The 22,163-nt window shown below is 38.8% G+C and carries 17 protein-coding genes; 3 read left to right on the top strand and 14 right to left on the bottom strand.

Features of this window, described 5'->3' with window-relative positions:
• Position 1: 1 nt before the first annotated feature.
• The 14 genes from CBG49_RS12880 to ctlX form a co-directional block, all read right to left on the bottom strand.
• Positions 2 to 535 (bottom strand): YceD family protein, encoded by a 534-nt coding sequence (locus tag CBG49_RS12880; protein WP_088594784.1) that lies wholly within the window; start codon positions 533 to 535, stop codon positions 2 to 4.
• 90 nt (positions 536 to 625) lie between these two features.
• On the bottom strand, positions 626 to 1,381 hold the full coding sequence (locus CBG49_RS12875; protein WP_009413297.1) for a response regulator transcription factor: 756 nt from the start codon (positions 1,379 to 1,381) through the stop codon (positions 626 to 628).
• Positions 1,382 to 1,426: 45 nt separating this feature from the next.
• Entirely contained in the window at positions 1,427 to 2,974 is a 1,548-nt protein-coding gene (locus CBG49_RS12870) for a sensor histidine kinase (RefSeq protein WP_088594783.1), read from the bottom strand.
• 182 nt (positions 2,975 to 3,156) lie between these two features.
• A complete protein-coding gene (gene ruvB / locus CBG49_RS12865) occupies positions 3,157 to 4,182 on the bottom strand; it encodes a Holliday junction branch migration DNA helicase RuvB (protein WP_088594782.1) in 1,026 nt (341 codons plus the stop codon).
• Between the two features lie 24 nt (positions 4,183 to 4,206).
• A complete protein-coding gene (locus CBG49_RS12860) occupies positions 4,207 to 5,397 on the bottom strand; it encodes a pseudouridine synthase (protein WP_088594781.1) in 1,191 nt (396 codons plus the stop codon).
• 77 nt (positions 5,398 to 5,474) lie between these two features.
• Positions 5,475 to 6,341 carry an ATP synthase F1 subunit gamma gene (atpG, locus tag CBG49_RS12855; RefSeq protein ID WP_088595335.1) on the bottom strand — a complete coding sequence of 289 codons (867 nt, stop codon included), beginning with the start codon at positions 6,339 to 6,341 and terminating at the stop codon, positions 5,475 to 5,477.
• A gap of 97 nt (positions 6,342 to 6,438) precedes the next feature.
• Positions 6,439 to 7,152: a DUF1266 domain-containing protein gene (locus CBG49_RS12850; protein WP_088594780.1), complete on the bottom strand. Its 714-nt coding sequence runs from the start codon at positions 7,150 to 7,152 to the stop codon at positions 6,439 to 6,441.
• 29 nt (positions 7,153 to 7,181) lie between these two features.
• Positions 7,182 to 8,762 (bottom strand): F0F1 ATP synthase subunit alpha, encoded by a 1,581-nt coding sequence (gene atpA, locus CBG49_RS12845; protein WP_009413291.1) that lies wholly within the window; start codon positions 8,760 to 8,762, stop codon positions 7,182 to 7,184.
• An 80-nt stretch (positions 8,763 to 8,842) separates the two neighbouring features.
• Complete coding sequence (gene atpH / locus CBG49_RS12840) at positions 8,843 to 9,391, bottom strand: ATP synthase F1 subunit delta (protein WP_088594779.1); 549 nt, start codon at positions 9,389 to 9,391, stop codon at positions 8,843 to 8,845.
• Between the two features lie 7 nt (positions 9,392 to 9,398).
• A complete protein-coding gene (locus CBG49_RS12835) occupies positions 9,399 to 9,890 on the bottom strand; it encodes a F0F1 ATP synthase subunit B (protein WP_009413287.1) in 492 nt (163 codons plus the stop codon).
• A gap of 80 nt (positions 9,891 to 9,970) precedes the next feature.
• Positions 9,971 to 10,174 (bottom strand): ATP synthase F0 subunit C, encoded by a 204-nt coding sequence (gene atpE, locus CBG49_RS12830; RefSeq protein ID WP_009413286.1) that lies wholly within the window; start codon positions 10,172 to 10,174, stop codon positions 9,971 to 9,973.
• A gap of 41 nt (positions 10,175 to 10,215) precedes the next feature.
• Positions 10,216 to 11,283 carry a F0F1 ATP synthase subunit A gene (gene atpB / locus CBG49_RS12825; RefSeq protein WP_088594778.1) on the bottom strand — a complete coding sequence of 356 codons (1,068 nt, stop codon included), beginning with the start codon at positions 11,281 to 11,283 and terminating at the stop codon, positions 10,216 to 10,218.
• Positions 11,284 to 11,428: 145 nt separating this feature from the next.
• Positions 11,429 to 11,947 (bottom strand): adenine phosphoribosyltransferase, encoded by a 519-nt coding sequence (locus tag CBG49_RS12820; RefSeq protein ID WP_088594777.1) that lies wholly within the window; start codon positions 11,945 to 11,947, stop codon positions 11,429 to 11,431.
• Positions 11,948 to 11,955: 8 nt separating this feature from the next.
• Positions 11,956 to 12,897 carry a citrulline utilization hydrolase CtlX gene (gene ctlX, locus CBG49_RS12815; RefSeq protein WP_088594776.1) on the bottom strand — a complete coding sequence of 314 codons (942 nt, stop codon included), beginning with the start codon at positions 12,895 to 12,897 and terminating at the stop codon, positions 11,956 to 11,958.
• A 504-nt stretch (positions 12,898 to 13,401) separates the two neighbouring features.
• Here ctlX and sov point away from each other — a divergent pair.
• From sov to CBG49_RS12800, 3 genes are read left to right on the top strand one after another with little or no spacing between them, the layout of a single operon-like run.
• Positions 13,402 to 20,475, top strand: coding sequence for a T9SS outer membrane translocon Sov/SprA (sov, locus tag CBG49_RS12810; protein ID WP_088595334.1), 7,074 nt, complete (start codon positions 13,402 to 13,404; stop codon positions 20,473 to 20,475).
• Between the two features lie 38 nt (positions 20,476 to 20,513).
• Entirely contained in the window at positions 20,514 to 21,116 is a 603-nt protein-coding gene (locus CBG49_RS12805; RefSeq protein ID WP_088594775.1) for an IMPACT family protein, read from the top strand.
• A 39-nt stretch (positions 21,117 to 21,155) separates the two neighbouring features.
• Positions 21,156 to 22,163 carry a Gfo/Idh/MocA family protein gene (locus CBG49_RS12800; RefSeq protein WP_088594774.1) on the top strand — a complete coding sequence of 336 codons (1,008 nt, stop codon included), beginning with the start codon at positions 21,156 to 21,158 and terminating at the stop codon, positions 22,161 to 22,163.

The following is a 22,163-nucleotide window of genomic DNA, read 5'->3' as shown; positions in this document are numbered from 1 at the left end:
TTTATTTATCAGTTATTAATTTTTTTAAACTTTCCCATCGTGGGTCTATAGCTTCGGGGGCTATATGGTTTTCTTTTGGGGCTAATGCTTCAAGTTTATCTAAAATTTCGGAGTGCATTGAACCATTGAGTACATCAGGGTGTACACGTTTTGCTGGAATTGATAATACAATGAGCTCATAGAGGTATTGAGCTATCTCTATTTGATGTTCGCCGTGAGGGAGTATCAGTAGCTCTTCGTCGTCATCATTATATTCTTCACCGAATTTTACTACTAAGAACAATTCACCAGATACAGGTAGATTGAAAGGTTCATTAGAAACATCACAATTTACATTCACTGTTCCACTATTGTGGAAGTGCAACTCCATAAGGTTGCTTTTTTTTTCTAAATCTACAGTGATAGTTTGTTGAGTATCGTTTATTTCATCAAAACTAAAAAGTTCTAAAAACTTTTTATCAATATTGTAAATAAACTGATGTTTTCCTTGTTTTAAGCCTGCAAAAGAAATAGTATAATCTTTTAACTTTCTCATTTTCTACAAGTTCAGTAATTGATTGCCTATCTTTTGAGGCGCAAAGGTAAGAATTTTCAGTGAACTACCAAAAAAAAAGTAAAAAAGTTCCTAAATAAAGCCGTCAGCATCTTTGTTAGCAACCAATCTAAAACCTTCACCGTGGATGTTTAGAATTTCTACTTTTTCATCTTTTTTTAGCAATTTTCTCAGTTTAGCGATATATACGTCCATACTACGAGAGGTGAAATAGTTGTCGTCTTTCCATATTTTAGAAAGGGCGAGTTCTCGTGACATAAAATCGTCGGTATGTAGAGCGAGGAGGCGCAATAGTTCATTCTCTTTAGGGGAGAGTTTCATAGGTTCTTCGTCCTTGTATTTAAGAATACGCAATTTAGTATTGAGGAAGAAATTGCCTATTTCAAATTCAAACTTATTGTTATCGACCATAGTCTCAATGTTTTTACGTTGTAACATTGAGCGTATTTTCATCAAGAGAATTTCGGAATCAAAAGGTTTGTTGAGGTAGTCGTCGCCGCCAGATTTGTATCCTTTGATTACATCTTCGCGCATAGTACGAGCTGTAAGGAAAATGATAGGGATTTTTTCATTTTTCTCACGGATTTCTCTTGCGAGCGTAAATCCATCTTTGTAAGGCATCATCACGTCGAGGATGCACATATCAAAGAGTTCTTTTTTGAAAAGCTCAAAGCCTTCCATACCATTTTTGGCTAATGTAACATCGAAACCGCTCATTACTAAGTAGTCTTTGAGTACTGTACCAAAGTTAGGGTCGTCTTCCACTAAGAGGATACGTTTATCTTCAGAGGAAGGTTTGGCAGAGTAATAGTTTCCGTTCATATTCATTTTTTTATTTGTTTTTAGTTATTTTTTGAGCTTATTTTATAGCACTTATATTACAGGTAGCTTAATAAAGAAAGTAGAGCCTTTTCCTTTTTCGCTTTCTACATAAATACTTCCTTGATGGTATTCTACGATACTTTTTACATAAGCAAGTCCTAAACCGTGCCCTTTTACGTTGTGTAAGTCGCCAGTGTGTTCTCTATAGAATTTATCGAAAATGTATTTAGCGGCTTGTTTACTCATTCCTTGACCTTTGTCCTTAATGCAGATAAGGATTCTATTTTTGATATTTTCTGTATAGATATCTATTACAGGAGCTTCTGGTGAATATTTGATAGCGTTTTCAATTACATTTACAAATACATTGGTAAGGTGAGATTCATTAGCTGATATGTCGCTATTATCTGCCAAGAAGTGAGTGCGTATCAATCCATTACGTTCGTTGAGCATCACTTGTACGTGGCTAATAGCATTTGTGATAAGGTCGTGTACATCTAAAGGTTCACGTTCTAATTGCAAATTGCCTTTTTCGAGGCGGGATATTTGCAAGATATTTTCAACTTGTGCGAGCATTCGTTTGTTCTCTTGTTTGAGGATTTTCACGTAATGCATTACCTTGTCGGGGTCGTTTAATGCAATAGGGCTCTTGAGCGTATCGAGTACTAAGTTCATTGTAGCGATAGGTGTTTTGAACTCGTGAGTCATATTGTTGATAAAGTCTGTTTTTATTTCTGAAATGCGGCGTTGAGTAATCAGTTGGTTTAGTGTAATGATAAACACCGCTATAATAATGAGCATAAAAACAGTGGAGAGGCTTGCTATACCTATAATTGACGATAAAACAAAGCGTTCTCGTTGAGGGAATACTACAGCTAATTCATAGAGAGAATCGTCGTTGCTATTGGCGCCAAAGAGCAATGTTCTGTACTCTCTGGTCTCATTGGGTTCAAAGTATTTAGAATGTACTTTTGAGAGTACGTTTTTATTGTATATAGCGAACTCAAAGTGCAATTTGAGTCCTCTTTTTTCCAATCGTTGTTGGATGAGTTTTTGTATTTGAATAATTGATACGCGTTCGCTTATGGATTGTTGACGGATGATGTTTTTGAAAGATTCTTCAATCATCAAACGTTCTATTTTAGGTAAATTGCTCAATTTTTCATAGGCATTTACCAAATATGGATTGGTGTCTAATTTTTGTATTTTTGGATTGTAGTCTAAGTAATGATTGTTAAACGAATGAGGAGTAGTTGTTATAGGTAGTTCATAATCTTCATCTAAAACGCCGTGGTTATAAGCAAAATTTTCCTTGTTGTCTTTGTAATTTTGTATATAAACAAAGTCATGCAAGAGAGGGTCTTTAAGCTTAAGGGTACTATCGTTTTCTCTTAAAAAGATGATTTGAGCTACGTATTTATCTACTTCATCTTGCTCTATTTGCCTTGCTACATTATTGAGAACCTGCTGAATAGAATAAGTAAAAGCTTCTTCTTTATCGTCGATCGCCATCTTAATCCAATACCCTTGAATAAAGATAATTCCTACAAGTGATAAGCTTGTAAGTATTAGAGCTATTATGTATAAACGTCTATTCATCGCGCAAAGTTAATACAAAATATTAAAAAAACAATAATAAGTCTTAAAAAAACTTTTGTCATAGAACAAAAAAGTTTTTCGAATTTGAGTAAATAGAACGGAAATGCCTTTTATAACTATAAAAAAATCCTTAAAGTGCAGTGTTACTTTAAGGAATTTTTTGTTAATTGTATATTGTTTTTTCAGTCGAAAAGTGTTCCTTGTTTTGCGGGATGAACTTTTCCTAAGTGTTTGTAAGCTAACTCGGTTACTTCTCTACCGCGAGGGGTACGTACAATAAAACCTTCTTGAATGAGGAAAGGCTCATAGACTTCTTCAATAGTTTCGGCGCTTTCGGAGACGGCAGTTGCTAAAGTAGTGATTCCTACGGGGCCTCCTTTAAATTTATCGATGAGGGTGGAGAGGATTTTGTTGTCCATCTCGTCTAATCCGTGTGCATCTACATTGAGGGCTTTGAGCCCAAAGCGGGTAATAGCGATATCTATTTTACCATTGCCCTTTATTTGCGCGAAGTCGCGAATACGACGTAAAAGGGCATTAGCAATACGCGGGGTACCTCTACTTCTGCTTGCTAATTCGATAGCAGCTTCCATAGAAATTGGGACTTTGAGAATAGAAGCACTACGCTGAACGATATCTGCTAAAAGTTCAGTAGAATAATATTGCAATCGACTTTGAATACCAAAACGTGCACGCATAGGAGCTGTAAGTAAACCTGAACGGGTGGTTGCTCCTATAAGTGTAAAGGGATTGAGGTTGATTTGCACGGTGCGAGCGTTGGGGCCTGATTCTATCATTATATCAATCTTGTAGTCTTCCATAGCTGAGTAAAGATACTCTTCTACTACTGGACTCAAGCGGTGTATCTCGTCGATAAAAAGTACATCGCGCTCTTGCAAATTAGTGAGTAATCCAGCTAAATCTCCAGGTTTATCAAGCACAGGACCTGAAGTAATTTTGATACCTACACCCAATTCGTTAGCCAAAATATGAGCGAGAGTAGTTTTTCCAAGTCCTGGAGGGCCGTGAAAAAGGGTATGATCGAGAGCTTCGTGGCGCATATTAGCAGCTTTTACGAATATTTTTAGGTTTTCTAAAACTGCTTCTTGCCCCGCAAAATCATCAAACGACAAAGGGCGCAAGGCTCTTTCTATATCGAGTTCTTGCGCCGAATAATTTTCTTTATTTGGATCTAAGTTTTTATTCAAGCTTTTAGGATTTAGAAGATAGCATCACTTCATATTGCGAAGATTAATTACTTCTTGCTGAGTGAGGCGACGCCAATGACCACGAGGTAAATCTTTTTTAGTGAGTCCGGCAAACACTACGCGGTCGAGTTTTTCTACTTGATAGCCCAAGTGTTCAAAAATACGGCGTACAATACGATTGCGACCGCTATGGATTTTAATACCTATTTCATTTTTAGGTTTATCGTTTACATAGCTGATTTCGTCTACCTCAATGAAACCGTCTTCTAACTCCAAGCCATCTTGTATCTTCATAAAATCTTTGTAGTCGAGTTTGCGGTCGAGAATTACGTGGTATATTTTGCGTACACCGTGAGTGGGATGAGTGAGTTTTTTGGTGAGCTCACCATCATTGGTAAGCAATAACAAACCTGTAGTAGCTCTATCTAAACGGCCTACAGGTAAGATTCGAACATTAGTAGCATTTGCGACCAAATCCATTACTGTTTTACGGCCTTTTTCGTCGTTGGTAGTGGTGATAAAACCTTTGGGTTTGTTGAGCAAGATGTATTCTTTCTTTTCAGAAGAAAGGAGTTTACCATCAAAACGAACTTCATCGGTAGGTTTTACGCGGTAGCCAAGGGTTGTCATCACTTCACCATTTACCGTTACATTACCTGCAGAAATATACATATCGGCATTGCGACGTGAACAGATGCCTGCATCGGCGATGAATTTGTTCAAGCGCACTTCTATTGGATCGGCAGCGGGGTAATCAATAGGAGCTTGGTTATAAGGTTTATAAGCGTTGTTGTTATAAGGTTTTTTGTTGAAAGGTTTTTTGTAGTTGTCGTTTCGGTTGTAACCTTCATTGCGGTTATAATTTTCATTACGGTTGTAGTTGTTAGGCTTGCTATACCCGTCGTTCTTTTTGAAGTTAGGGTTGTAAGGTTTTTTGTTTTCGAAATTATAACCGTTGTTATTGTCATAATTATCATAGCGATTGCCACCATTATTGTCGTAACGGTTACCATTGTTATTGTTATAGCGGTTACCGTTATTATTGTTGTAACTACGTCCTTCGTTCTGTCCGTAAGTTTTCTTTTTGAATGAACTATTGCTGTTGTTGCGATTGTTACCGCTGTTGTAAGAAGAATTGTAAGGCTTTTTCTCTGAATTCCCATTAGAGGAATAGCTATTCTTCTTGTAGTTGTTGTTAAATTTTTTGTTTTCCATATAAAATTAAATCTCTCTATTATTTAGGGCAAATTGCCATTCTATTAAGGGCGAATTGCTATTCGTCCCTACAGATTTTAAGCTAAGGCTTCAGACCCTCCAACGATTTCGATAATCTCACCAGTGATGGTAGCCTGACGAGCTTTGTTGTAGGTGAGGATGAGTTCGTTTTTGAGGTCTTGAGCATTGTCGGTAGCTTTGTGCATAGCCGTCATACGTGCGCCGTGTTCTGCTGCTACAGAGTCGCGTAAGGCTTTAAACAATTGTGTTTTTAGCGAACGTGGAATGAGTTTTTCTACAATTTCTTGTTTAGAAGGCTCATAGATATAATCGGTATTTAGTTCTTTGTTATTTGTTTTAGAAGTAGTAATGGGTTGTATAGGCAAAAATGTTTCTTCTGTAAGAATTTGAGTAGCTGCATTTTTAAAACTGTTGTACACCAATACTATCTGGTCATATTTACCCGAAGTGTACAATTCCATTAGTTCTTCAGCCAAAGTAGCAGCTGTAGCAAAGGTGAGCTTATCGAAAATTTCGCTATTATGAGCTATAATATTATCGTATTTTTTCAACACATCATTGCCTTTTTTACCTATGGTGTAGAGTCGTACCTGCTTGTCTTTATAGGTAGTTTGCTCTAACTCTAACACTTTTTTTATCACGCTGGCATTGAACGCCCCGCAGAGGCCTCTATTGGAGGTGATAGGTACCAAAAGTACTTTTTTTACTTCTCCTTTGCGTGGATTATAAACATTCTCATCACCCAAGGCAGCGCTAAGGTGTTCTAACAACTGCTTGAGTTTATAAGCATAAGGTTTCATCGCTACAATAGCATCTTGAGCTTTTTTCAGTTTGGCTGCCGATACCATTTTCATCGCTGCTGTGATCTGCATTGTTGAACTTACCGATGAAATTCTGCTTCGTATTTCTTTTAAATTTGCCATTTTATTAGGTAAGAGGTAAAAGAGGTAAGAGGTAAACTCTAACCATTTACCGTTAATCATTAACTGTTAGTTATATGTTTTAAGGTTTCTATCAAAATTAGAAAGAATACCTTTGATAAACATCTATTCCTTCTATTTTCCTTAATGAAGGTGATTTACTATGAAATAGTTGAGAGGTTAGAATAATAAGGTCTTCCAAATCAAACCCCTGAATAGTACGTCCTAAAAGGAAAGATATGGTATATTCTTGCCAATTTTCGCCTTGTTCTTTCGCTATATCGGATACTTTTTGCAATATATTCCACATTTCAGTTTCAGAGATATATTGGCACCAATAACACCATTTAGCCAAAGAAGCTGCTCTACACAAATCCCACGCATAAGCCGATTTTACTGCCTCTACTTGTGCTAATTCTATTCCCAAACCATTGGCTATTTGTTTCTGTATTTTGCTAAGCTCAGGTGAGGTTTGCGTTAGCAGATGTCGGAACTGTAATGAACGTTTCTGTGCTAATAAGTCACTTATAGTTTGTTTAGCAGATGCTGTATCTATTATTTCCCATTGTTGACGTAATCCTTTCTGATATGTTTCTAATATTTCAGTAGGCATCAGGTTTAGTAGATTTTCACCACGGTAATACGTTAGTATCGCTCCAAAAGTGAGCAATCGTATCTGTTCCTCAGTTAAAGGATTTTGATTGATGTGTCCTATTTGTTTTTGCAAGTGTTTTTTTGTATAAGCTTTGTTTATATAAATCTGTAGCGCAAACAAAAAGACAGCTCCAATAATTATCCATATAATAATACTCATAAGAATAAATATTTAAAAAGATGTATTTACTATTTTGCGTATTTTTCGCTTAAATCTTGGGCTACTTTTTCAAGAGTGGCTGTAATCTCATCGGTGAGTTTGCCAGCTTTGAGCTGATCTAAAATGTCACGATGAGATACATTGAGGAATTCTAAGTATTCTTTTTCAAATTCTTTAACTTTATTTACAGGTACTTGGCGCAATAAATTTTTAGAACCTGCATAAATAATCGCGATCTGATTTTCTACGGGGTAAGGGTCGTTTTGTGGTTGTTTTAAGATTTCCACATTGCGTTTTCCTTTTTCGATAACCCCCATAGTAGCTGCATCGAGGTCAGAACCAAATTTAGCAAAGGCTTCAAGTTCGCGGTACTGCGCTTGGTCTAACTTGAGTGTTCCTGCTACTTTTTTCATAGATTTAATCTGAGCTGATCCCCCAACACGTGATACGGAAATACCCACATTGATAGCAGGACGTACTCCAGAGTTGAACAAGTCAGACTCCAAGAATATTTGTCCGTCGGTAATAGAAATCACGTTAGTAGGGATATAAGCTGATACGTCGCCCGCTTGAGTTTCAATAATAGGTAAAGCAGTGAGTGAACCACCCCCTTTTACGAGTGGAGCGATGCTTTCGGGGAGGTCGTTCATTTGGCGTGCAATGGTGTCATCGGCAATTACTTTGGCAGCGCGTTCTAACAGACGAGAGTGCAAGTAGAAGACGTCACCAGGGTAAGCTTCACGTCCGGGTGGACGGCGCAACAAGAGCGATACCTCACGGTAAGCCACCGCTTGTTTAGAAAGGTCGTCGTAGATGATAAGCGCAGGGCGACCTGTATCGCGGAAGTACTCGCCAATAGCAGCTCCTGCAAAAGGAGCATATACCTGCATAGGAGCAGGATCGGAAGCATTAGCCGCCACGATAGTAGTATAAGCTAAAGCACCAGCATCTTCTAAGGTTTTTGTAATACCTGCTACTGTTGAAGCTTTCTGACCAATAGCTACATAGATACAATATACAGGATTACCTGCATCGTAGAACTCTTTTTGGTTCAATATTGTATCGATGCACACGGTAGTTTTACCTGTTTGACGGTCGCCAATTACTAACTCACGTTGCCCACGACCTATAGGAATCATCGCGTCGATAGCTTTGATACCCGTTTGCAAAGGTTCGTTTACAGGCTGACGGAAGATAACTCCAGGGGCTTTGCGTTCCAACGGCATTTCGTATAGTTTGCCCGTAATAGGACCTTTACCATCAATAGGTTGCCCTAAGGTGTTTACGACACGACCTACGATGCCTTCGCCTACGTTGATAGAAGCGATGAGCCCCGTGCGTTTTACAGTATCACCTTCTTTAATATCGGTTGACGGTCCTAAGAGGGTAATCCCTACGTTGTCTTCTTCGAGGTTGAGGACAATCCCTTGTAGTCCGTTGTCAAATTTCACTAATTCACCATATTGCGCATTTGATAGTCCGAAGATACGCGCAATACCGTCTCCCACTTGTAATACCGTTCCTACTTCTTCTAAAGAAGCATTGGCATCGAAGTGCGCTAATTGTTCTTTTAAAATTGCTGAAATTTCAGCGGCTTTTATTTCTGCCATTTTTTCAGGTTTTATTTCTTAGTTGTTAGTTTTTATCATTTTTCGTTGTAAATATCAAACTAGAAAACGTTATCTCTTACTTACAAAAACAATTTTTCTTGGAACTCTTGTTGCAATCGGTTGAGTTTGTGAGCTACACTAGCGTTGTATTGGACATCACCTACACGGAGGATAAAGCCTCCTATAATGTTTTTATCTACCTTGTTTTCAAGAGTAACATTTTCATTCTTAGTAAGTAATTTTACCTTTTGGAGCATTTCTTGCTGGGTAGAGTCATTCAGTGGGGTAGCTGTAGTAACCACTGCTACTTTGTGATTTTTATAGATGTTGTATTGTACTACAAATTTTTCAGCTACTGTCCCGAGAATAGACAAGCGTCCGTTTTTAATTAGTAATTCAAATAAACGCAAGGTTTCGGGAGTTATTGTAGTAAAGATTTTGGAGAGCACATTCTTTTTTACCGTTGTTTTTACGATAGGGGAGATGAGCATACGTTCCAAATCTTTATGAGATTTTATAGTTTTATCTATCAAGGTCATATCAGCGAAAACCGCCTCTAAGACATTTTGCTGTAGGGCGTATTCCAAGAGAGCCTTGGCATATCTGTTTGCTACTCTGAATCCGTACATAACCTATTTAGTTTAGGGTAACACTTTTTAAATAATCGTTGATGAGGGCAGTTTGTTTTTTCTCGTCGGAGAGCTCGCTCATCATCACTTTTTGCGCCATTTCGATAGAAAGTGCTGCAACTTGGTCTTTTAGTTGTGCTAAAGCTACTTTCTTCTCACTTTCAATTGCCTGTTGTGCTTGTTGAATGAGTTTTACACCTTCACGATGGGCTTCTTCTTTGGCTTCACTTACAATTTTATCTTTGATATCTCTTGCTTCTTTTAAGATAACATCTCTTTCAGCGCGTGCTTCGGCTAAAAGACGCTCGTTGTCGGCTTTGAGGTTTGCCATTTGTTTTTGAGCTTCTTCAGCAGCTTCCAAAGCCTTGTTTATAGAGTCTTCGCGTTGTTTTACGGCATTCATTATTGGCTTCCAAGCATATTTTGCTAAGAGGAAGAGCAAGATGAGAAAGATAATGGTATTCCAGAATAATAAACTTTCAGGATGTGATAAATTCATTGTATTTAATTATTAGGTGTTAGGTGTTGTCAGTAAAGAACCGTTGTGCAACCAACCGTTACACAACGGTTTTTTTAGTACTATTTGAGGAAAGCTACAACGATACCAAAGAGGGCTGCCCCTTCGATAAGAGCTGCTGCAATCAACATCATAGTTTGGATTTTAGAAGAGACTTCGGGTTGGCGTGCTACACCTTCTACGGCTGAAGCACCGATTTTACCAATACCGATTCCGGCTCCGATGGCTGCTAATCCAGCCCCAATTCCTGCTAAAGATAAAGTCATATTTATAAAAATTAATTAGTTACTTGTGTTAATTAGGTTGATTAGTGTGTTTCTTCTACAGCTTGCCCTATGAATAGTGCAGAAAGCAGTGTAAAAACATAAGCTTGCAATACGGCTACTAATAACTCTAACATTTGCATAAACACTGTAAAGGCAACTGATACAGGGGCTATCGCTACTGATTTGAATATGAATATCAGTGATATCAAACTTAGGGCGATGATGTGACCTGCTGTCATATTAGCAAACAAACGTATCATCAAGGCAAAAGGTTTAGTGAATACACTCAATATTTCGATAGGTATCATAATAGGTAATATCCACGAGGGTACCCCAGGTGGAGCAAAAATGTGTTGCCAATAGTGTTTGTTGCTACTAAATAAGGTAAGGATAAGTGTGAAAAGAGCTAACATACCCGTAAAGAGAATGTTGTTGGTTACTGTACCTGCAAAAGGGAAGAAAGGTATAAGTCCGAAGAGGTTTCCTACCCAAATGAGGAAAAAGACTGTAAGCAAATAGGGCATATATCTATTGTAATACTTTTCTCCTATATTAGGAATAGCTATTTCATCGCGCACAAAGATTACGATAGGTTCCAATAGACCTGCCAATCCTTTTGGAGCTTTAGGATTCTTTTTATATGAACGCGCTACCGCAATGAAAGTGAGCAATAATAGTATTGATATTAACATCAATGAAACGACATTCTTAGTAATAGAAAAGTTCAGAGGGCGTGCATTGGTTACATCACCTTGAGCGTTAAACGTAAGGGGCGTATCGGCATTGGCGTAGTAGATATCCTCTTTATAGCGAACAAACCGCTGTCCGTTTTTCTCAACTACAACAGTTCCTTTGTTGTCGTGATGAAAAGCGCTTGACAAAAAAGTTACCAATCCGTTATCAGTCCATAGGATTATAGGTAAGGGCAATGAATAAGTGTGCCCATTGTAATCAAATAAGTGGAAATCGTGAGAATCCCCGATGTGTTCATCTATTAACTCATTGATATTAAACTCCTCACTTCCTTCATTTTCGGTAGCAAAACCTTTTAGAGGTAACAGTGAGATTACAAATAAAGTGATATATAGAATGCAATTCTTTATTTTCATTACTTGTTTGTTTTTATTCGCGCAAATGTAGGATTTTTTATTTAAGTAGCGAAATTTTTTGGTATATTTTTTTAATTAGAAATGTTTAAATAATTGATATTTAAGTCTTAACATTTCTAATAAGTAATTTTCAATTCTCTGATTTTTACAGAATGCTATACACTTTGTAATTTTTTAGTTTATTACGTCCCTTGAGAAAATGTAGTTCCATTAGGAAATCAAGCTGCACGATATCCCCTCCGAGACGTTCTATAAGTTTTACTACAGCTTCGGCAGTACCTCCTGTAGCGAGGATATCGTCGTGAATTAGTACTTTTTCATCTTTTGCAATGGCATCTTCGTGGATTTCGAGCATATCTTGCCCGTATTCCAAATTGTAAGTCTGTGAAAGAGTTTTATAGGGTAATTTTCCTTTTTTGCGTACGGGTACAAAACCCGCTCCTAAGCGTTGAGCAAGGAGCATACCAAAGAAAAATCCACGGCTTTCCATTCCGACCACTTTGTCGATTTTCTGACCGTGTAGGTTTTCTACCAATAGGTCTATTACGTATTCTACCCCTTTTACGTCCATTAGTAGAGGGGTAATGTCTTTAAATATAATACCTTCCTTAGGGAAGTCTTTAATGTCGCGTATTTTACTTTGAATGTATTCTTTTTTGTCCATTTTAGTTATTAGTGTTTAGATGTTAGAGGGTTAAAGACTTCTGCAAGCATACAACGAGCACTACCACCCCCACAAGTTTCAATGGTTTCTAAATTGCTGTGAATAATAGCGGTATGCTTTTCTATAGTTTTTCGTTGTTCGGGAGTTAGACTGTTATAGGCAGCATCACTCATTACTAAGTAAGTGCTTTCTTTTCCTTGTACTTGTAGCATATTGCCAGCGTATTGTTCCATTTGTTTAGGGGTAATGTTAATTACTTCTTTTTTGTCTTCTTTGAGATGATGTAAGAGATTTTTGCGCTCGCTTTTATCGGTGATGGTGTCTAAGCACACTACTGCGAAATCTACACCTAATGCCATCATTACATTAGTGTGGTAAATAGGTAATTGCTCATTACCTACCTGCTGATAGGCTTTGAAAATCACTGGAGTATATTCAAAATCTTCGCAGAACTCAATAAAAAGCTCTTCATCGGCACGAGGAGAGAGCGCACAATAGGCTTTGCGGTTTACCCTATCAAGTACCATAGCGCCCGTACCTTCCAAGAAGATATTTTCTTTTTCGGCATCGGTATAGTCGTATACGTTTTCAATATCAAAACCTTCAGCTTCTACTTTGTCTAAAATATCCTCACGACGCTCACGGCGGCGGTTTTCGGCAAACATAGGGTAGATAGCTACATCGCCGTTCTGGTGGAAGGTAATCCAATTGTTCGGGAATACTGAATCTGGAGTGTTTTGTTCATAAACATCGTTTACAACAATCACTTTTACTCCAACAGCACATAGTTTATCCACAAGAGTGTCGAATTCTTGCTGAGCTTTGAGGTTTATTTCGTCGTTCTTCAAATCCATTTCCTCTTGGAAATAGTTGTTTACAACGGTTTGTTCATTCATACGGAAGCGCACAGGGCGTACCATTAACACAGTATTGGTAATTTGCTTTTTCATCAGTAAACAGTGGTTAGCAATCAAAGGCACAAAAGTACAACAAAAATAACAATTAGCAATTAACAACTAATAAATTCTTTTTTAAAGGGATGACAAATCTATACAAAAAGGATTTTCATTACTTCTCGATCTTTTCTAATTCAATGTTATTTTCTTTCATTTAGTAAATTTGTGTTTAAAAAAAGTTATTGAGCTTGTCAATTTTTTTCTATAAATGATTTTGTGTTTGAAAAAACTAAAATTCAGGAACTTTTTAGGGCAAAGATAGAATAAATAAATTGGATTACTATATTATTTGATATAGAAAAGTAGAGTTAAAAACTATTGCCAAAATTACTTATTCATCACTAAACATTTTCCTAAAACTTAGCCTTTGTGTCAAAACTCTAATACCTTGCACTGTAATTAACGATTGTTAAAAATGTTAATTATTAATTACAAATTGTCAATAGTTTTTTATCTTTGCCCCGATTTATATTCCCTATAATGTATCTGTACCCCATTATGAAATATACTTATACACTATTCATACTACTCTTTTTCAGTGTTTTAACAACTCAAGCTCAAGTAACTCCCACTACTACAGAAGGTTCTCAAACCGAGACGACAGTGCGCAATGGCATTGGGCGTGTGGGCTTAGAGCAACCTAAGAGTATTGTACAGCAGTACACATATAACCCTACTCTTGATCGCTATGTGTATACTGAAAAAATCGGTAAGTATGACCTTAGAACACCTATGTTTCTTACTGTAAAGGAATACGAGAACTTGGTACTGCGTGAGCGTATGAAAGCGTATTACGATGAGAAACTCGCAACTTTGGGTGATACGACAACAGGTACTACCGATAAGAAAAAAGCACAACGCAACTTATTGCCTGAGTTGTACATAAATTCCGATTTTTTTGAGAGTATCTTTGGGGGGCGCAATATAGAACTCACACCGCAAGGGAGTGTAGGGGTAGACTTAGGAGTTCGTTATACACGTAATGATAACCCTATAGTGAGTCCGCGTTACCGAAGCTCGTGGGGATTAGATTTTGAACAACGCATCAGTTTAGGACTTACTGGTAAAATAGGAACAAGGTTGAAACTCAATGCTCAGTACGACACTCAAGCTTCTTTTGATTTTCAAAATGTCTTCAAATTAGAGTACGCTCCCGATGAAGATGATATCGTACAGAAAGTAGAGTTAGGAAATATCTCAATGCCAATGTCTAACTCACTGATTACGGGCTCCCAAAGTCTGTTTGGGGTGAAAACTGAACTAAAGTTTGGGCGTACCACTATCACAGGAGTATTTTCTGAACAGAAGTCTGAACGCAAAACGGTGAGCGCACAAGGAGGTGGCACCATTACCGAATTTGAATTTTCAGCTTTAGACTACGACGAAAATCGCAACTTCTTCCTAGCACAATTCTTTCGCGATAATTATGACCGCGCTTTAGAGAACTATCCTTTCATTAATAGTAAAGTACAAATTACTCGTTTAGAGGTATGGGTTACCAACCGCAATAGCCGTATGGGTAATATTCGCAATATTTTGGCATTGCAGGACTTAGGAGAACCTAAACAAGTGAATACCCGTTTGGGAGATAAAGCAGGTGCAGCTTTCTTCAATGCCACTACTAACAATATGCCTGCCAATGGTGCTAATAAATACGACCCTACAAAGTTAGGTACACCTAATTCGGTGCTTACTGAGGCAATTCGCGATGTGGCAACAGTACAACAAGGTTTTGGTACAAATGCTTCGTATGTAAGTCAGGGGTATGACTATGCTATCATTGAAAATGCGCGAAAACTCGAAGAAGGAGTTGATTATAAAGTAGATAATAAACTTGGTTATATTTCACTTGTTACAGCTTTGAGCAGTGATGAAGTACTCGCAGTAGCCTACCAATATACCTATGGTAGCCAAGTGTACCAAGTAGGTGAATTTGCTAATGATGGTATTTCGGCAACTACTAACCAGATTTACGGTGGGGGAAACAATGCTATTACCAATAACCTTTTAGTACTGAAGATGCTCAAAAGCAACCGTTTGAACGTGAATGACCCTATTTGGGATTTGATGATGAAAAACGTTTATTCGGTAGGTACAGCGCGACTTTCAGCTGAAGATTTTCGTATGAATATCTTTTATTCTAATCCGTCGCCTATCAACTATATAGAAAAGGTGGATAATGTAGGTTGGCCTGCGAGCTTAGACGATCGTATTTTGCTCAACCTTTTTAATTTCGATCGCCTCAATAAATACAACGACCCACAACCAGGAGGGGATGGTTTCTTCGATTACCTACCTGGCATTACTATCGATGAACAGTACGGCAAAATCTTCTTTACTAAAGTAGAACCTTTTGGTAGTTTTCTCTACAACACTTTAGGAGGAGGAACAGATTACGGCAACCCTCTTTCTTATAACAACAATCAGAAAAAGTACGTATATACTTCACTGTATAAAAACACTAAGTCACAAGCCCAAATGGATGGCGATAAGAACAAGTTCGTAATGAAAGGTCGCTACAAAGCTTCCTCACGTCGGGGCATATCCTTAGGGGCTTTCAACGTCCCGCGGGGTTCGGTAACCGTAACGGCAGGTGGACGTATACTCGTGGAGGGTATCGACTATTTGGTGGATTACCAATCGGGTACAGTGGAAATTATCAACGCAAGTTTAGAAGCTTCTAATTTACCTATACAAGTATCCGTAGAAAACAACTTGATTTTTGGCGGACAGACCACGCGCTATATGGGTGTGAATGTGGAACATAAGTTCAGCGATAAGTTCATCGTAAATGGGGCTATTGTAAATTTACGTGAACGTCCTTATACTCAGAAAACTAGCTACGGACAAGAGAGTGTGAACAATACTATCTTTGGGGTAGGAGCTACCTATTCTACTGAGTTGCCCTTCCTTACTCGCTGGGTGAATCGTATTCCTACGATTAAAAGCGATGCTCCTTCTAACCTCTCACTGCGTGGTGAGTTTGCTTATTTGAGAGCAGGCACCCCGAAAGCCGATGATTTCAACGGTGAAACTACTGTATATTTAGATGATTTTGAGTCAGCTCAAGCTACTATTGATATACGTTCACCTCTGGCTTGGAAATTAGCGAGTCCACCTTTAGAGTTTGGACAAGGTAGTGGCACAGCTTCACGTACGCTTTACGGTAGCAACCCTACCGATGCTAATAACTTGCGCAATGGTTTTGGGCGTGCTAAATTGGCGTGGTATACCATCGACCCTGTATTCTATTCAGGTCAAAAACCTTCGGATATAAACAGTAATGAAATTTCTAAAAATAGTACTCGCCGTATTTTTATAGAAGAAATCTTCCCACAACAGCAATTAGCGCAAGGACAATCACTTGTACAAACTACTTTGGATTTGGCTTACTATCCTAATGTAAAAGGCCCTTATAACAACAGCCCTTCTTTCAATACCGAAAATAAATGGGGGGGGATTATGCGTGGTATGAGCTATTCTGATTTCCAAGAAAGCAATATAGAGTTCCTACAATTCTGGGTAATGGATCCTTACTATTCAGGTGAATACAGTGGTAATGGGGAGTTGGTGTTCAACTTAGGAAATATCTCTGAAGATGTACTCAAAGATGGTCGTAAGCAATATGAAAATGGCTTGCCAGGACTTTCGTCTACCGCTAGCACTAACCAAACTTCTTGGGGGAAAGTGCCTGCCGCTCAATCCTTAGTTTATGCTTTCGATGAGAATCCTTCTAACCGCGCTTTGCAAGATATAGGGCTCGACGGACTTACCGATACCGATGAAAGAAATATCTATACGAACAACCTCGCTACCTCGCCTAATGACCCTGCGATGGATAACTATGAGTATTTCTTGGCACGTAGCGGGGGTATCCTTAATCGTTACTACAACTATAATGGTACTCAAGGCAACTCACCCGTAAATAATACCGATAGCAATAGAGGTTCTACAACCATACCTGATCATGAGGATATCAATGGCGATTATACGATGAATACCGCCAATAACTACCTTGAATATCGCGTACGTATGCACCCTAATATCACTACTTCCGACCCTTATGTGAATGATATTCGTACAGTTTCAATAGAAGCCCCCAATGGACAACAGGTGTCTGCCCGCTGGATACAGTACAAAATACCAATTGCCAGTGGTGCACTATGGCGTGAAGGCTATAGCTTCCCTGTAGGAACGGTTTCTAAAACTGAGCAAATTAACATCATCAATTCGATGACACATATGCGTATGTATCTCACTGGTTTCCAAAACGAGATGCTCTTACGCTTCGGTACACTCGACCTTATTCGTGGTGATTGGCGCTACTACAATTATCCACTCAATGAAAGTTTGGGGGTTACTTCAGCTACTACCGTCGAAATCAACTCCGTTAACCTCATCGAGAACGAAAATCGCCAGCCTATTCCTTATCGTATGCCACCGGGGGTGCACCGCGAACGTATCAATACCAATAATACTTTGGTAGAACAAAACGAACAAGCCTTGTCGTACATTGTGCGCGACCTTAGAGATCAGGATAGCCGTGCAGTGTATAAAGCCTTGCGTTTTGACTTGCGACAATACAAATATATCAAGATGTTTGTACACGCCGAAGCCTATAAGAACAATGCTTTAACCGATAATCAGGCAGTGGCTTTTATACGAATAGGTACAGATTTCAATAACAACTACTATCAAATAGAAGTTCCCTTGCAGGTAACTCCTGCAGGAGCAAGTGCCGATTACCTAATATGGCCTAAAGAAAACGAACTGAATATCCCAATGGAAGTGCTCACTAAGCTCAAAGCTATCAAGCTTAGAAGTGTAGGAGGACTGAGTGATGAAACGTATTACGATCACAATTTTAATGTAATTACTAGTCCTTACACTACTCCTCATATCGCGGGGCAAAACCGCTATGTCATCAAAGGAAATCCATCCTTAGGTAGCGTGCGTGCGGTGATGTTGGGAATTAAAAATGCATCGGGGCACGACCTCAGTGGTGAGTTTTGGTTCAACGAACTCCGTGTTGCCGAATTAGAAAATCGCGGTGGCTGGGCTGCCGTTGGTTCATTGGATGCTAATGCTTCTGAATTACTGAATATTTCGGCTACAGGACGTATGCACACTGTCGGCTTTGGGGCTGTAGATCAAGCACCTAACCAACGTGCGCTCGAAAGTACCCGTGAGTACGACGTGATGATGAATATCAATGCAGGGAAACTCTTGCCTCCTAAGTGGAATATGCAAATACCCGTAGGTTTGAATCACTCTCAAAAGCTCTCAACACCAGAGTATGATCCTGTATATCAAGATATCAGATTGCAAGACCGCTTGGATGTTGCCCAAAATGAAAATGAACGTGAAATTATCAAGCGACAAGCCGAAGATTATACCTTGCGACGCGGTATCAACCTTATCGGGGTGAAGAAAAACTTAGCTGAAGGACAAAAGAACCATATCTACAACATCGAAAACTTTACTTTCAACTACGCTTATAACGAGAAAAACCACCGCGATTACGAACTTAGTTATGAAGATGAGCAACAAGTACGGGCAGGCTTTATGTACAACTATACGTTTAAACCTACAACGGTAGAGCCTTTCAAAAAGAGTAGCAAATTTGCAGGCAAACGTTATTGGCAGTGGTTGGCTGATATGAATCTGAACATTTTGCCAACAAGCATTATGTTCACTGCAGATGTTAATCGTTCGTTTACTAAGCAGTTGTTCCGCGATGTGCATTTCGATGGTGTAAATGCAAGTCAGCAACGCGCTTTGCCAGAATTGCAACAACGCAATTACTTGATGAATCACCAATATGCTATCAACTATAATCTCACCAAATCATTGCGACTCAATTTCAATGCAACTAACAATAGTATCATTCGCAATTACTATAGGTATGATGCCAATGGTGATATATCAGGAGTAGATAGAGAGGTATCGTTGTGGAATAACTTCTGGGATTTAGGAACTCCTGATCACTTCTTCTCTAAATTCCAAGTGAATTACGAATTGCCATTTGCAAAGTTCCCTTACTTTGAGTTCTTACGTGCCAACTATACATATTCAGGTGATTTTGATTACCAACGTGGGTCTCAAACCCTCTTGCAATTGGCACGCCAAGACGTGAATACCTTGCAAAATGGTAACACTCATAACTTTACCGCAAACCTTACTTTCGATCAGCTCTATCGCTACTTAGGCGTGAAAGCTACCCCAAGAGGTGAGAAAGCAAGTGTTGGAAAAACGCTTTTAACGATGATTAAAACTGCTGGTGTGAACTATTCAGTTACTAATGCTCGCACCATCCCTGGCTACACCCAGCAAGTAGGATTCTTGGGTACGTTCAAACCTTCGGTAGGCTTTATGTTTGGTGACCAAACCGATTTGCGCTACGAAATGGCTAAGCGCGGTCAGCTTACTGAATTTGCTGATTTCAACGACCAATATATCAAATCACAAGAAAAACAACTCTTGCTCACCGCTAATTTGCAACCAATCCCTGATTTGCAAATCAACTTAAAGGCTAATAGGCAATTTACAGAAAACTATACCGAAACCTTTGAGGTGCGCAATTTTGTATACAACAAATTAGTAGGCAATCAGGTAGGTAGCTTTAATATTTCTACCAACCTCATCGCAACTGCTTTCAACAAAATAGACGAGTACAACTCGGCTGCCTTTGAACGCTTTAAAGATAACCGGCTCACCGTCGCACGCCGTTTAGCTGAGGCTCGCGGCTTGAATCCTTCATCAGTAGATGCCGAGGGTTATCCTATAGGATACAGCAAAAAAAGTCAGGCGGTGATGATTCCAGCGTTCTTTGCGGCTTATTCAGGTGGTAATGCCAGTGGTGTGTCTCTTGATGCGTTCAAAAATATTCCTATCCCTGAATGGAATGTGCGTTATACAGGCTTGATGCGTATTGAGTTTATTAAGAATACTTTCCGCCGTTTCTCATTGGCACACGGCTATCGCGCGAGCTATTCACTTAGTGAGTTCCGCACCAATTTGGAATATGAACCTGCAAATCCTAATAAAACGAATGTAGCAGGCGATTTTCTAAATGAGAAATTGTATTCTACGGTTACCCTTGCTGAGCAGTTCAATCCGCTTATCCGTGCCGATATGGAACTTAAAAACTCTATGAGTCTCTTGGCAGAGTTCAACCGCGATCGCACCATTTCTATCAGTTTAGACAATGATTATCTTACCGAAATCCTCAAACGAGAATATAAATTTGGATTAGGATATCGATTTAAAAACTTGACTTTTGTAACTCGAGTGAATGGTAATCTCACTACGCTGAAGAGTGATTTGGTGCTCAAAGGTACGCTTTCTTACCTCAATGAGTTTACCGTAATACGTAATATGGAAATATTTAACAACCAAGTAACTGCAGGACAAACCTCTTGGTTAGGTAATCTCACTGCCGAGTATGCCCTCAGTCGTAACCTCTTGGCATCGTATTATTTCCAATACAATTTCTCTAAATCGGCTATTTCTACAGCCTTCCCTATGACCACTATCCGTACAGGACTCTCAGTGAAATACACCTTTCAATAACCCCTGACACCTGAAACCTGACACCTGACACCTGAATAATGGATACTTATAAAACCATAGCTTCCTCTGTACAAGAGGTAATCTTTAAAGAGAAGAGTAGTAAATTTCTCGGCTATGCTTTTCCAGTTACCTCTGAAGAGGAGATAAAAGCGCATCTTGAAGAAGTAAAAAAAGCTCATTTTTCAGCACGACATTGGTGTTATGCGTGGCAATTAGGTTATGGTACTAACCAACGCTATCGTGCTAACGATGACGGTGAGCCTAATAACACGGCAGGTATACCTATTTACGGGCAAATTCAGTCCTTTGAGCTCACTAATATACTAGTCATAGTGGTGCGTTATTTTGGAGGAATTAAGTTAGGTGTCGGCGGATTAGTACAAGCCTATAAAACTACTGCCCAACTTACCCTGCAAGAAGCTGAAATTGAAGAAAAACTCATTACCGAAGAGTTGTGTATCCGTTTTGAATATCCATTAATGAACAAAGTAATGCGCGTAGTAAAGGAGCAAAACCTCAATATCACCCAGCAGTTACTTACCGAAAATTGTGAGTTACACCTTGCTATTCGCCAAAGTGATTATCAAAGAATGCAAGAGCTTTTTGAGAATATCTATGGAGTATTAATAGTTAAAGATTAACATTTTGATACCTCTTACTTGTTATTTGTTACCTAAAAAATGAATATAGCACTTTGTAGTTTTGGAATGAGCGGACGTGTGTTTCACGCTCCTTTTATCGCTCAACATCCTCATCTCAACCTTTATGCGGTGGTAGAACGCTATCGCTCAGAATCTCGTGAATTATATCCCAAAAGTAAATTGTATCGTTCAGTAGCCGAAATGCTACAAGACCCTTCGGTAGATGTGGTAGTTGTCAATACTCCCGTACAAACCCATTATGAATATGCCAAGGAAGCCCTTTTAACAGGAAAACACGTATTAGTTGAAAAACCTTTTACAGTAACTGCTGAAGAAGCTCGTGCTCTTGATACTTTAGCTAAAGAAAAAGGAAAGTTACTCACGGTTTATCAAAATCGTCGTTATGATGGTGATTACTTAAAGGTAAAGGAAATACTAGAAAGTGGGGTATTAGGCGAACTTAAAGAAGTAGAAATACGCTTTGATAGATTCCGTGATAGTATCAGTGCTAAAGCTCATAAAGAAACTGCTAAAAGTGGGGGAGGAGCACTTTATGATTTGGGGGCACACCTTATAGACCAAGCCTTACAACTCTTTGGAAATCCAATAAAAATATACGCCGATTTGGGTTACCTCCGCAAAGGTACTCAAACCGACGATTATTTTGAAGTGATATGCTTCTATGACAATCAGTTGCGCGTACGACTCAAATCTTCTACTTTTGCCTTAGAACGCCAATGGGAATACGTGTTACACGGTACTAAAGGCAGTTTTTTGCAACAGCGTTTTGACGGACAAGAAACTGCTTTAGTGGCAGGAACTATTCCTGCTCCTACACCTTGGTTACCAAATATTCAAGAGCCTAATGGCATTTTGCATACGCTTGAAAGTCGCACACTCACCACAGCTCAACACGGCAATTATGGACAGTTTTACGAAGATTTCTATCAAGCCCTCATAGGAAAAAAAGAAAACCCCGTACCTGCAAGTGAGGCTTTAGAAGTAATTAATATCATTGATGAATTGGCAAATCGCCAAATTAGCTAA

This window comes from Capnocytophaga endodontalis, assembly GCF_002209445.1.
Classification (GTDB): Bacteria; Bacteroidota; Bacteroidia; order Flavobacteriales; family Flavobacteriaceae; genus Capnocytophaga; species Capnocytophaga periodontitidis.
The sequence above is the reverse complement of the archived record's forward strand: the minus strand, read 5'-3'. Positions and strand labels throughout refer to the sequence as shown.

What these genes read in the sequence shown, in the direction of transcription:
- CBG49_RS12870 (WP_088594783.1), bottom strand. Translation starts at nt 2,974, where the DNA reads ATGAATAGACGTTTATACATAATAGCTCTAATACTTACAAGCTTATCA.
- atpH (WP_088594779.1), bottom strand. Translation starts at nt 9,391, where the DNA reads ATGTACGGATTCAGAGTAGCAAACAGATATGCCAAGGCTCTCTTGGAA.
- atpE (WP_009413286.1), bottom strand. Translation starts at nt 10,174, where the DNA reads ATGACTTTATCTTTAGCAGGAATTGGGGCTGGATTAGCAGCCATCGGA.
- atpA (WP_009413291.1), bottom strand. Translation starts at nt 8,762, where the DNA reads ATGGCAGAAATAAAAGCCGCTGAAATTTCAGCAATTTTAAAAGAACAA.
- CBG49_RS12805 (WP_088594775.1), top strand. Translation starts at nt 20,514, where the DNA reads ATGGATACTTATAAAACCATAGCTTCCTCTGTACAAGAGGTAATCTTT.
- sov (WP_088595334.1), top strand. Translation starts at nt 13,402, where the DNA reads ATGAAATATACTTATACACTATTCATACTACTCTTTTTCAGTGTTTTA.
- CBG49_RS12875 (WP_009413297.1), bottom strand. Translation starts at nt 1,381, where the DNA reads ATGAATATGAACGGAAACTATTACTCTGCCAAACCTTCCTCTGAAGAT.
- ctlX (WP_088594776.1), bottom strand. Translation starts at nt 12,897, where the DNA reads ATGAAAAAGCAAATTACCAATACTGTGTTAATGGTACGCCCTGTGCGC.
- CBG49_RS12800 (WP_088594774.1), top strand. Translation starts at nt 21,156, where the DNA reads ATGAATATAGCACTTTGTAGTTTTGGAATGAGCGGACGTGTGTTTCAC.
- CBG49_RS12820 (WP_088594777.1), bottom strand. Translation starts at nt 11,947, where the DNA reads ATGGACAAAAAAGAATACATTCAAAGTAAAATACGCGACATTAAAGAC.
- CBG49_RS12835 (WP_009413287.1), bottom strand. Translation starts at nt 9,890, where the DNA reads ATGAATTTATCACATCCTGAAAGTTTATTATTCTGGAATACCATTATC.
- atpB (WP_088594778.1), bottom strand. Translation starts at nt 11,283, where the DNA reads ATGAAAATAAAGAATTGCATTCTATATATCACTTTATTTGTAATCTCA.
- atpG (WP_088595335.1), bottom strand. Translation starts at nt 6,341, where the DNA reads ATGGCAAATTTAAAAGAAATACGAAGCAGAATTTCATCGGTAAGTTCA.
- CBG49_RS12860 (WP_088594781.1), bottom strand. Translation starts at nt 5,397, where the DNA reads ATGGAAAACAAAAAATTTAACAACAACTACAAGAAGAATAGCTATTCC.
- CBG49_RS12880 (WP_088594784.1), bottom strand. Translation starts at nt 535, where the DNA reads ATGAGAAAGTTAAAAGATTATACTATTTCTTTTGCAGGCTTAAAACAA.
- CBG49_RS12850 (WP_088594780.1), bottom strand. Translation starts at nt 7,152, where the DNA reads ATGAGTATTATTATATGGATAATTATTGGAGCTGTCTTTTTGTTTGCG.